The organism is Mariniphaga anaerophila (genome assembly GCF_900129025.1).
Taxonomy (GTDB): Bacteria; Bacteroidota; Bacteroidia; order Bacteroidales; family Prolixibacteraceae; genus Mariniphaga; species Mariniphaga anaerophila.
This window is the reverse complement of record NZ_FQUM01000003.1, coordinates 94,701-107,024: the sequence shown is the minus strand read 5'-3', so window position 1 is coordinate 107,024 and position 12,324 is coordinate 94,701. Positions and strand designations below refer to the sequence as shown.

Here is a 12,324-nt window from a genome sequence, read left to right as displayed (position 1 = left end):
TACTCTGTTACGAATAGCTCCCATTCACTGGGTTTACCGAAGTAGACCCGAGCGCCAGGCTACAGTTATTATGGCCGGCTTTTGTTCAGTTTTTCAACTGAATTTTTTGCCCTGTACTTTCCGGTTTTGCTTTCTACGGCAAAACGTTTAAGTAGTCCGTTCGGCTTTCCGGATTGCCTTCCCGGACGAAGTGTCTTTCAGTGCTTTCATCTGTTCTCCGAAGAAAACAGTTTTCGGCAATTTGCATTTTGCGGGAAACCCGCTTTGTGCTATGCAGTATGGCTTTTTCAAGAAACCGGAGTTTTTTGTTGCCTTCCTTTCGGTTGGCGGCCTCCTGCCTGAAGACTCAATCTTTGAAAGAACGTCTGGTTCTCTTCCTGATGATTGAATGAACCGTTGGTTTCCAGACAACCCGGTTCAAACTTCGGCTCTTCTGATGTGCCTTCCCGGAGGAAGGAGAGAATCGGTTCCAGTTTCAGCTAAGAAGCTTTTGCCTTTTCCACATTTTCGGAGCTGCCTTTTATCGCTCACCTGGTATTATCAAAATTAGGATAAAAGACTACTACAAAGCAACTTTTTTGGGCTGATTGTATTCACCATGTTTCAACCTGTGTTATTAACAATTGTTGAAAACTCATGAATGCATTGTGTCGATTGGCTATTTTATCCAGATCCATTGGAACTGAACTTTTTCTTTCCCCGGCGTTGCTTCAAGTTCAATTTCATAGAAGCCTTTTTTTGGGAAAAGTATTTCGCCTATCCTGAATGATTTAAAGTTGTCGATTATCCAGTCGGATTTTGGTTCGCCAACTGTTTTTCCTGTCGGCTCAACTTTATGGGTTAAAGTGGTTCCGGCTCCTTTTATTGTTATTCCTGCTTCGCTTCCCTTTCCTTGGAAACTATAGGAAACATCAATGCTTTTCTTTCCCGGTACGTCGATGTAGATTTTCCATTTGAGTTTTTCGGGCGCACTGATACCCGCATGTTCCGGAATGGTGCCGCGCCTGTTTTTTTGTATTATTTGCAACGTATCTCCCGTTACAAGCCTGTTTCTGGGTGTAAGAGAAAAACCATTGTCTGTTGTTTTTGCTACAAGTTGTTGCACCGTTTCGGGTTGCTGGTTGTATTCGACAACTACTACCGAAACAAATGGATCAGGTTCGAGAACCGGCAGTTCTATTTGCGTAAAAATGCCTGTGTGTTTGTGTTGTAGCGGCTTTTGTTGTTTGTCGGCCAACAGATAAATTTTGTCAGGCTTTGTTGAAACTCCGGTGAAATTCAGTTGCCGGCTTATTGGCCAGTTGAACACATTCAGGTAAAGTTTCGTTTTGTTTCCTTCTTTTTTACAGGTAATTCTTCCCCAGTCGTGCAGGTCTTTATCCAGATCAAAAGCCTCGGCATCATATATGGCTTCTCCGTTTACATTGAGCCAACGGCCCATTTCAAGCATTCGTTGCGTTATTTCAAAAGGTACGCTCCCGTCTGCCCGCGGGCCAATATTTAACATGAAATTGCCGTTGAGACTGACATTGTTAATTAGCGATTTCAGTAATGTTGAGGTGGATTTCCATTCTGTGTCGAGTGCATGAAATCCCCAGGAGTGGGCAACGGTTGCCGGAGATTGCCATGGGAAGTTCTCTTTTTTGCTGCCCAGCTGATTGTCTCCGAGTGTTTTGAAATCAACGTCCGGATCTTCCTCAACTGAAAGTCCGAGTCTGGAATTTACAATGCAATCGGGCTGTAATTCCCTGATGAGGCTTTTTAATTGCAAAAGCTGTTCTTTGGTAACAACAGTGTGAGCATGGTGAATCCACATGTCGAACCAAAACATGCCAATTTCACCGTAATTGGTAAGTAATTCGCGCACTTGCGGAATGACTTTCTCCTGCCAGTACTGGTCGTATTTTTCAGCCGAAATTCCTGTGACTTCTTTGGTGTGGTCCCAGCCGTACTGATGTTCCCAATCAACCCAGTGCGAATAATAAAGGCCGAGTTTTAGTCCGTGTTTTTTGCACGCTTCGGCCAGCTCTTTTACAATATCGCGTTTCGGATTGGTGTAATTGCCCAAGTCGTAATCGCCTACCTTGCTGTCCCAAAGGGCGAATCCGTCGTGGTGCTTAGCGGTGAAAGTCACATATTTCATTCCCGATTTTTTGGCCAGAATCACCCACTCCTCCGGATTAATTTCATTCCAGTTAAAACGATCGAGTAGCGTAAGATACTCTTCTCTGTCGATGCGGTTGCGGTACATGAGCCATTCTGCATAATCGTTGTCGTTACGCAGTTTTTCGCCTTTCCAGATTCCTTCGGCGCCGCTGTAAACTCCCCAGTGGATAAACATGCCAAAACGTGCATTGGTAAACCAACGGGCTCGTTCGTTGGTTTGGCTTTGGGAAAAAGCGGACAGTGAAAATACGATAAAAGTGAAGCAGACAACTAGTTTTTTCATTGGTAGGTTCATGTTGATGATTTTGTTTTTTTTAATGATGCTTTCTGAAATAAACAGAAAATAGTCGAAGAAAACAAAAGCTAAGTAAGTAAGACTGCTTTCTGTGCCACTGTCCTTATTTTTTTACGAAAGCCTCCCTTTAAAATCGTTGTAATGAAATTTTCGTACAATTTTTAGTTCGTTGTCTTCGGTCCAGATGGCAATGGCAGGGTGATTTACTCCGTTAAACATGGTTGTTTTTACCATGGTGTAATGAATCATGTCTTTAAAGATAATTTGATCGCCGGGTTTTAACTCCTTCCCAAAATCGTAGGCTTCCATAAAATCGCCGGCCAGGCAACTAACTCCGCCAAGCCGGTAAAGGTGCTTGCTGTTTGTTGTTGGTTCTGCCGCCCCTGCAATTTTAGGACGATAGGGCATCTCCAGCGTATCGGGCATGTGAGCCGTAAATGATACATCGAGAATTGCTGTTTTGATGCCGCGGTGCTCTACCACGTCCTGCACTGTTGAAACCAGCACGCCGGTATCCCAGGCAATGGCGCTGCCCGGCTCCAGAATTACCTGCACGTTATATTTTTGTTTGAATTTTTGGAGAAGCTGAATCAGATGATTATGGTCGTAGCCTTCCCGTGTCATCAGGTGGCCGCCGCCCATGTTTATCCACTTCACCTGGTGCAGGTGCTTGCCAAACTTCTCTTCCAGATTTTGCAAAACTTTTTCCAGACTGTAGGAATCTGATTCGCAAAGAACATGGAAATGGAGGCCTTCAACACCTTCGGGTAATGTTTCCGGGAATTCCCTGCTGCCTATTCCCAGTCGCGAACCTGCTGCGCTGGGGTTGTACAAATCGGTTTCCACATCCGAAAACTCAGGGTTAACCCGCAGCCCGCAGCTGATTTTATGATCCGCCTTTTGTGTCCGTTCAAAATATTTTTCAAACTGATTAACCGAATTGAAAACGATGTGGTTTGTGTATTGCAACAGTTCGTCAAATTCATTTTCGAAATAAACGGGGGAATAAACGTGCGCCCGGGTTTTCATTTCTTCGAAACAGAGGCGGGCTTCGTAGAGTGAGCTGGCCGTGGCTCCGCGCAGGTACTTGCGCACCAACGGAAAAGTGCTCCACATGGCAAATCCTTTAAATGCCAGAATAATTTCAATGCCTGCTTCTGTCTGAACCCTGTTAATTAGTTCCAGATTTTTGCGAAGTAACTTTTCATCGAGTACAAATGCCGGGGAGGGAATTTTTGAGTAATCCAAAACAAGAAGAATTAAAGTGGGTCTTTAAAAATAGACGCCGGCAGTTTATTGGCGCTGCCAGCGTCCGTAATTTAATTTTTGAATAGCGCTGCAGCAACAAAATGCTGCAATGCTTTTATTGAAACAGCTTTCAAATAACCTTTCCGGTTAATGAAAATTACAGCTCCAAATCAACGTTTGCAGCTTCCTGCCACGGTAAACCGAATTCGCCAATTTTTTCCATAAACGGATCAGGGTCGAATTCTTCTACATTAAACACTCCTTTTCCGTTCCATTTTTTTGTGAGCACCATCATTGCGCCCAGCATTGCCGGAACCCCGGTTGTGTATGAAACGGCCTGTGTGCCGGTTTCTTTGTACGCCTTTTGGTGGCTGCAGTTGTTCCAAACGTAGTAGGTTTTTTCTTTCCCGTCTTTAATGCCTTTAATTCGGCATCCGATGGATGTTTCGCCAACGTAGTGTTCTCCCAGTTTTCCCGGGTCAGGCAATACGTATTTCAGAAATTCCAGCGGAATAACGTCCACGCCTTTGTATTTGACAGGGTCGATACGGGCCATGCCAATGTTTTGAATAACCCGCAAATGGGTAAGGTATTCCTGCCCAAAAGTCATCCAGAACCGAGCCCGTTTCAGCGTCGGGTAATTTTTTACCAGCGATTCCAGTTCTTCGTGGAAAATCAGGTAAGAATCCCGTGTTCCGATTTCGGGGTAATTCAATTCTTTTTTTATTTCGTGCGGTTCGGTTTCAATCCATTTTCCGTTTTCCCAGTATTTCCCTTTTTGGGTAATTTCGCGGATGTTGATTTCCGGGTTGAAATTGGTGGCAAAAGCTTTTCCGTGGTCGCCGCCATTGCAATCAACAATGTCGAGGTAATGCAACTCATCGAAATGGTGTTTTGCTGCATAAGCAGTGTAAATGCTGGTCACCCCCGGGTCGAATCCGCATCCTAAAACCGCCATAATTCCTTTTTCCTTGAATTTATCGTGATAAGCCCATTGCCATTTGTATTCAAATTTAGCTTCGTCTTTGGGTTCATAATTGGCAGTGTCGAGGTAATTCACCCCGGTTTCGAGGCATGCATCCATAATAGGAAGATCCTGATAGGGGAGGGCAACGTTAATCACCAGTTCTGGTTTGAACCGGTTAATGAGTTCCACCACTTCTGGCACATTGTCGGCGTTTACTTGCGCGGTTTGTATCCGTCCTTTGCCTACTTCCCGGGCAATGGTTTGGCATTTCGACAAAGTGCGGCTTGCCAGCATTATTTCAGAAAAAACTTCGGGGTTGTCGGCACATTTACTGGCCACTACGCGGCCAACACCACCCGCTCCGATAATTAATACTTTACTCATTTCTTTGTTTGTTTAAATTAACTTGCAAAAATTCACTGTTCTTTAAATGAATGGTGATATTTTAGCACGCAAGACCATTTGTTTTTGGTGAGACAAAATAAACAATTTTTCATGAACAGTGTAGAACAAAAAAATGAATTTAATCCCAGCGGAGTAGGACTAAAAAATGGGAATTTTATAGGGCTTCCGTTTACCTTAAATTCTGCCCGGCTGGTTCTTTTGCCGGTTCCCTGGGATGTTACGGTTTCTTACGGTGAAGGCACTGCTTTGGGGCCGCAGGCCATTCTCGATGCTTCGGCACAACTCGACTTGTTAGACCCCGACGTGGAGGACGCGTGGAAACTGGGGATTTTTATGCAGCCGTTTGCAAAGGAAATTCTGAACAAAAGGAACGTATTGCGCAGTAAGGCAACTTCGTATATCGATTTTTTGGAGCAGGGAGGCAACGCCGGCGAAGATGAAGAGATGGAGAAAACGCTGAGTGAGATTAATTTTGAATGCAACAATATGGTCGATTACGTGTTTAAGCATTCGAAAATGTTGATGGATGCCGGGAAACTGGTCGGAGTTGTTGGAGGAGATCACAGTGTGCCGTTGGGGTATTTAAGAGCGCTTTCCGAAAAATACAATTCTTTTGGTATTCTGCAATTTGATGCACACCTCGACCTGCGAAAAGGTTACGAGGGGTTCGATTTTTCGCATGCTTCAATTTTTAACAATGCATTGCAGGAAAAATCGGTTTCGAAACTTGTGCAGGTGGGAATACGCGACTACTGTGATGAGGAGATGGAGCTGGTGAAAATCAACGAGGAACGCATTGTCGTATTTTTTGATCAGAAACTGAAGGAGAACAAATTTGACGGGAAAGCATGGAATGCGCAGTGCGAAGAAATTGTTAATCAGTTGCCTGAGCTGGTTTACATCAGTTTTGATATTGACGGGCTTGACCCGAAACTTTGTCCGAATACCGGAACGCCGGTTCCGGGTGGCCTCGAATTTTCAGAAGCGATTTTTTTGCTGAAAAAGGTAGTGGAAAGCGGCAGGAAAATTATCGGGTTTGATGTGTGTGAAACCGGAAATAACGAATGGGACGCCAACGTGGCTGCCCGTATTATTTATAAACTTTGTAATTTGACCGGAAGGTCAAACGGATTAATTTAAAAATATGAATATCGACGAAATTATAAAAAACAGGCGGGCAACGCCTCCCCGCTTTCTTGCAAAAAAAGAGGTGGATAAAGCATTTATTTTAAAACTTCTGGAAAACGCAAACTGGGCGCCTAATCATAAGAGTACGGAGCCGTGGCGGTTTCAGATTTTTCAGGGCGAAAGCAAAGCAAACCTTGCTGCATCTGTTTTTTCTACGTTGGAAGAAATCCACAGCCGGGGGAAAGAAATTAATATGCAAAAGGCCTCCAAATTCAGAGATAACCTGTTGCATGTTCCTGTGGCAATTGCAGTGGTTATGGAGCGCGATGCAGCAGAGCGAATTCCCGAATGGGAAGAGGTAGCTGCCGTTTCAATGGCAGTGCAAAATATGTGGTTAACCGCTACTGCTATGGATTTTGGTGCGTTTTGGGCAACTCCGCCGTTTTTGCCGTTTTTGCATCAAACTCTCGGATTAACGCCGGGGCAAAAATTGTTGGGATTCTTTTTTGTCGGGCACATTGCCATGGACTATCCCTCGCCCGGAAGAGGAGATGTTGCTGCAAAGGTTGAGTGGAAATAACTTAATTCGTTTTTAAACTAAAAATTGGGATGCATTTTTTTGCAGGCAGAAGAGTGAAAAAACTACCTGTAAATAGCCGCAGATTTTAAAAGTATGATGGTACAAAAAGAGAAGAAGTCACAGGGAATATTTGAACGATTGTTGAACTGGACCGAGCGGGCGGGAAATGCATTGCCACACCCGGCTACACTATTTGCGCTGTTTGCGTTGGGGGCACTGGTGTTTTCCCTGGTTGGCCATCTGCTGGGCTGGGAGGTTATTCATCCCGGAACGAAGGAAATTGTGCGGCCGGTAAATCTGTTGTCAAAAGAAGGTATTCACCGTATTTTGCTGGAGATGGTGGATAACTATACCGGGTTTGCGCCACTTGGTATTGTGATGGTGGCTATGCTGGGAATCGGTATTGCCGAGAAGAGCGGGCTGGTGCACACCGTAATTCGGTTGCTGGTTTTAAACTCGCCGCGTCATTTACTCACATTTGTAATTGTATTTACCGGAATCCTCTCCAATGTAGCTTCTGATATCGGATATGTTTTGCTGATTCCGATGGCGGGCGTTATTTTTCTGGCTGTGGGACGACATCCCATTGCCGGAATGGCAGCTGCCTTTGCCGGTGTGTCGGGCGGTTTTAGTGCCAACCTGGTGTTGGGAACCATAGACCCACTGCTGGCCGGGTTGTCGGAAGAGGCAGCCCGGATTCTCGATCCGTCGTACCATGTAAATCCTACTGCCAACTACTATTTTATGGTGGTTTCAACGGTTGTGATTGCCTTTGCCGGAACATTTGTCACCGAAAAACTGGTGGAACCCCGACTGGGAAAATATACCGGTGAGACCGAAGAAGCCGAAATGTCTTTTAACCGATTATCAAAAAACGAGAAGAAGGGATTGCTGATGGCAGGCCTGGCGTTTCTGGTTATTCTGGCGGTTACATTAATCGGTATAATTCCTGAAAACGGTTTTTTTAGAGGCGTTGACGGCGGACTGATGAGCTCGCCGCTTATTAAAGGCGTGGTTGCCATGTTGTTTATTACAGCCGGAGCCATGGGACTTGCCTACGGTTTTGCTACCGGAGAGTTTAAAAACGATGTCGATGTAATGAAAGGGTTGGCCGGTTCCATGAAAACACTGGCCACATATCTTGTTTTGGTGTTTTTTGCTGCCCAGTTTGTGGCCTATTTTAAGTGGAGTAACTTGGGGATAATAATGGCCGTAAAGGGAGCTGATTTTCTGATGTCGGCAAATATCGGTCTTATTCCGCTAATGATTTTGTTTATTCTGCTTTCTGCGTCCATTAATATGCTCATGGGAAGCGCTTCGGCAAAATGGGCAATTCTGGCGCCTATTTTCATCCCGATGTTTATGATTATGGGCTACTCGCCGGAGTTGTCGCAGGTGGTTTTCCGCATTGGCGATAGTGTTACGAACGTAATTTCGCCGATGATGAGTTTTTTCGCGCTAATTATTGCATTCTTTCAAAAGTATGAGCCCAAAACCGGAATTGGTACTATTGTAGCAGCGATGTTGCCCTACTCAATAGTTTTTCTGGTTATTTGGATTGTTCTGCTGATTGTGTGGTTGCTGCTTGGAATTCCTCTCGGGCCGGGCGCCGGAATTCATTATAACATTCCTGCCTGAATCGGGATTTTTGCGCACCGTTTCAGTTGGTTTTTTTAGTCTTTATCTCTGAACAGGTGGAAAAATCCGCGAGCCCTTCTGGTTTCGTCGTCGCGGCCCGTGCCAACTGCTACATAATAATAAACTCCCGGACTGGCATAGCGTCCTCCCAGTTTTCCATCCCAAACAGTGGCTGTGTAGGTGTTTCCAAAACCACGCACATCGCCGCTTTCGTAGAAATGGACGCGTTTGCCCCATCGGTTGAATATGGATATTTTAATGCTTTTCATTGATTGGAATTTCACCGCGTAAACGTCGTTTACCCCGTCGCCATTGGGCGTAAAAACATTGGGCGCTTCAATAAACGATGGTTGAATGGTTATGTAGTTTTCCAAATAAAATGTATCTACACATGTATGAAACTCCGATGCTTTTTTCGATACCAGCTTAACCATGTAGGTTCCGGTTTCTTCGTATGTATAAGTCGGGTTTACATCGTAGGCAACAATCATAATACTGTCGATTGGTTGTTGCGTATTTTCCGATTCTCTTTTGATGTCGTCCAAATCTTTAAAAAAGAACCATTCGTACAACCCTGGATCTCCGTTTTCAGACTCATTGGTAAAGTTTACGGTTAAAGGCGCTTCCAATTCGTTTTCATCTTTGCCTTGCTGGTCGCCAAAATCAATGCTGAATTGCGCTTTTGTAACAATGGATTCGTAGGTGACACTAGCTTTGGTTTCACAGCCGAAACGGTCGTAAACCCTCAGTGTATAATCTGTGTTTTTTGCCGGCGGATCAAATACCTGCGGGCTAATTACCGCGGCAACTTTTGCTTCTCCTGCTTTCCATTCAACGTGGATGTCTTTTAAAACTTCCAACTCGGAGTTGTCTGCCAAATCGAAATAAACCATTGGCGACGAATTGAACGAACCGTTCAGCCTGAATGACTCGCAATTTGATTCAATAACCTCGGCAGTTGCTGAAATGGAATTATTGAATACCCAGCCCCGGCGGATGATTGTTGTTCCTCCCTGTGTAACAGTTGCACGGAAACATCCGTTTTCGAGCGAAGAAATTTGGGATTCCTGCGCTTCAGTGCTTTCCGAAAAATAGAAATCGAATGCTGCCGTGGCCGGATTGTATTTTTCCCACAGAAAAGTTTTTGTCCCTTCCAGTTCGGTTTGCATTAGCAACGAACCGTTATTCATTCCTTCTGATTCGGCACAAAAAACAAAAATATCGTCCGTTTCCGGAAACACCGGATACTCGGTTGTTGCTGTACCTGTTGCTCCCGGCGCCGTCAATTGCGTTTGCGCCATAGCAAGGTTGAAAACGAAAAAAAATAGTACAAATAAGGTGATATGGCCTTTGTTTCTCATAAAATTGAACGATTCTTATAAGCTACAATATTAACGTATAATTTTTATTTAATTGCCCTGCCTGCTCCAAAAATCGGAGCTTTTGGTAGCAAAAAACCTTTCCTTATAATTGGTTGTTGAAAAATGTATGGCGAAAAAACGGGTATTCCTTTTAACAACGCCTATTTTTGTGTTTTCATTTTGAAATTGATTCTGAATGGTTTTAGATTACCTTAAAGATTTAAATAAAGCCCAGCACGAGGCGGTTGTTTCAACAGAAGGCCCGGCACTTATTATTGCAGGGGCAGGGTCGGGAAAAACGCGGGTGTTGACCTATCGCATTGCCCATTTGCTTAATCAGGGGGCACGCCCGTCAACAATTCTTGCTTTAACATTTACCAACAAAGCCGCGCGCGAAATGAAAGAGCGGATTGCTTCGGTGGTGGGAGAAAAAACAGCCAGGTACTTGTGGATGGGGACTTTCCACTCCATTTTTTCACGTATCCTGCGGGCAGAGCACGAAGTGATTGGCTTCCCGTCCAGTTTCACCATTTTTGATGCAGCCGACAGTAAAAGCCTTATAAAAACTATTATTAAGGGCTTTCAGCTCGACGATAAAGTGTACAAGCCCGGAACAGTTGCTGCGCGTATTTCAATGGCGAAAAGTAACCTGATTACACCGGAAGCATATTCTCAAAATGCGGAATTCAGGTTAACCGACAAAGGCATGAGAATGCCTGCCATTTCTGAAATATACAAAGAGTACGTTAAGCGTTGCAAGCTTTCGGGTTCCATGGATTTTGACGATTTGCTGCTGAAAACCAATTTGCTTTTTCGCGATCATCCTGACACACTGGAAAAGTACCAGCAGCGGTTCGATTATGTATTGGTGGACGAGTACCAGGATACCAACTTTGCCCAGTATCTGATTGTGAAAAAGCTTGCCGCATTGCATAAAAATATTTGCGTGGTAGGCGACGATGCCCAGAGTATTTATTCGTTCAGAGGGGCACGTATCGAAAATATTCTCAGCTTTCAGTCTGATTACCCTAACCATAAAATTTTTAAGCTGGAACAGAATTACCGGTCCACACAAACCATTGTAAATGCTGCCAACAGTATTATTTCGAAAAATAAAAGGCAGATTCCGAAAAACGTTTTTTCTGAAAACGATTCAGGGAAGAGCATTAAAGTAATTTCTGCATTAACCGATAACGAAGAAGGATTTTTGGTGGCTCAGGAAATTGCCGAAACACAGTTGCGCGACCATTATAAAAATTCTGATTATGCCATTTTGTACCGTACAAATGCCCAGTCGCGAATTTTTGAAGAGGCGCTTCGTAAACGCAATATCCCCTACAAAATTTACGGCGGACTCAGTTTTTATCAGCGGAAGGAAATTAAAGATTTGCTCTCCTATTTCAGGCTGGTGATTAACCCGTGGGACAACGAAGCGCTGAAAAGAATTATAAATTATCCGGCGCGGGGAATCGGGCAAACCACCTTGTCGAGGATTGAAGCTGCAGCCGTTTCTCACGAAACTTCAATCTGGAAAATACTAACCGGGCTCCCCGATAATAACCCGGGCAATTTGAACAAGGGAACCATTGCGAAACTGCTGAAATTTGTTGTGCTGATTCAGGAATTTTCCAAAGCTGTGGCAGAAAACGACGCTTGGGAAGCGGCTCGACTTATTGCCGAGAAAACAGGTATTCTGAAAGATCTGCACAGCGATAAATCGACCGAAGGGCTGAGCCGCCACGAAAATATTCAGGAATTGTTGAATGGTATTCAGGAATTTAGTATAAGTGCGCTGGAAGAAGGCCGTCCCTCAAAACTGGAAAATTACCTGGAAGATGTGGCATTGCTAACCGATCAGGACTCGGATAAAGAAGAAGATCGCGATAAAGTAACTTTGATGACGGTGCATTCAGCAAAAGGGCTGGAATTTAAAAATGTGTTTGTGGTTGGAATGGAAGAGAACCTTTTCCCTTCGTCCCGCGCCGAAGAGAAGAAATCGCCGGAAGCGCTGGAAGAAGAACGCCGCCTGTTTTATGTTGCTCTGACCCGCGCCGAAGAAAATGCCTGGTTTAGTTATGCCAACCAGCGTTACAAGTGGGGAAATCTTGAGTTTTGTTCGGTGAGCCGTTTCCTTCTGGAAATGGATGAAAAGTACCTCGACAGCCCGGTTGAAAACGCCCGCATGAGACCGGCAACGCGGTCTGCTTCTCCGGAGGAAAGTGTGTCTGTAGGATACCGTGCCCGCAACAAAGCAAAACAACAACCCGAAAAAACGGTGCAGAAACCCTGGCGGCAGGATGCGTTTAGACGAAAAATAGAAAGTCAGATACCGGGAGCAACCCGCGATAATCAGTTTGTAGGAGACGACCCCGAGAAAATTTTGCAGGGGATGATGGTAGAACATCAGCGTTTTGGAATTGGGAAAGTGATACAAATTGAAGGGACACCTCCCAATAAAAAAGCTACCGTGTTTTTTCAGAATGCAGGCCGCAAACAGTTACTGCTGAAATTTGCCAAGCTGAAAATCAAAGGTTAA

Annotated in this window: 8 protein-coding genes; 4 read left to right on the top strand and 4 right to left on the bottom strand. The window is 44.6% G+C overall.

Annotated features, from left to right (window positions below):
- Positions 1–658 precede the first annotated feature (658 nt).
- From BUB08_RS06565 to BUB08_RS06555, 3 genes are all read right to left on the bottom strand, one after another.
- On the bottom strand, positions 659–2,449 hold the full coding sequence (locus BUB08_RS06565; protein WP_073000829.1) for an alpha-L-fucosidase: 1,791 nt from the start codon (positions 2,447–2,449) through the stop codon (positions 659–661).
- A 123-nt stretch (positions 2,450–2,572) separates the two neighbouring features.
- Positions 2,573–3,709, bottom strand: a complete 1,137-nt coding sequence (gene nspC / locus BUB08_RS06560) for a carboxynorspermidine decarboxylase (RefSeq protein ID WP_083570622.1) — start codon at positions 3,707–3,709, stop codon at positions 2,573–2,575.
- 157 nt (positions 3,710–3,866) lie between these two features.
- Positions 3,867–5,060, bottom strand: coding sequence for a saccharopine dehydrogenase family protein (locus BUB08_RS06555; protein WP_073000089.1), 1,194 nt, complete (start codon positions 5,058–5,060; stop codon positions 3,867–3,869).
- Positions 5,061–5,171: 111 nt separating this feature from the next.
- Between BUB08_RS06555 and BUB08_RS06550 the strand changes: the two genes are divergently transcribed.
- The 3 genes from BUB08_RS06550 to BUB08_RS06540 all read left to right on the top strand — a co-directional run bounded on the left by BUB08_RS06550 (position 5,172) and on the right by BUB08_RS06540 (position 8,427).
- On the top strand, positions 5,172–6,221 hold the full coding sequence (locus tag BUB08_RS06550) for an agmatinase family protein (protein WP_073000087.1): 1,050 nt from the start codon (positions 5,172–5,174) through the stop codon (positions 6,219–6,221).
- Positions 6,222–6,225: 4 nt separating this feature from the next.
- On the top strand, positions 6,226–6,789 hold the full coding sequence (locus BUB08_RS06545) for a nitroreductase family protein (protein ID WP_073000086.1): 564 nt from the start codon (positions 6,226–6,228) through the stop codon (positions 6,787–6,789).
- 93 nt (positions 6,790–6,882) lie between these two features.
- On the top strand, positions 6,883–8,427 hold the full coding sequence (locus tag BUB08_RS06540; RefSeq protein WP_245820177.1) for an AbgT family transporter: 1,545 nt from the start codon (positions 6,883–6,885) through the stop codon (positions 8,425–8,427).
- A 35-nt stretch (positions 8,428–8,462) separates the two neighbouring features.
- Here the strand turns inward: BUB08_RS06540 and BUB08_RS06535 are convergent, their stop codons facing one another.
- A complete protein-coding gene (locus BUB08_RS06535; RefSeq protein WP_083570621.1) occupies positions 8,463–9,788 on the bottom strand; it encodes a T9SS type B sorting domain-containing protein in 1,326 nt (441 codons plus the stop codon).
- Between the two features lie 196 nt (positions 9,789–9,984).
- Between BUB08_RS06535 and BUB08_RS06530 the strand changes: the two genes are divergently transcribed.
- A complete protein-coding gene (locus BUB08_RS06530) occupies positions 9,985–12,324 on the top strand; it encodes an ATP-dependent helicase (protein ID WP_073000082.1) in 2,340 nt (779 codons plus the stop codon).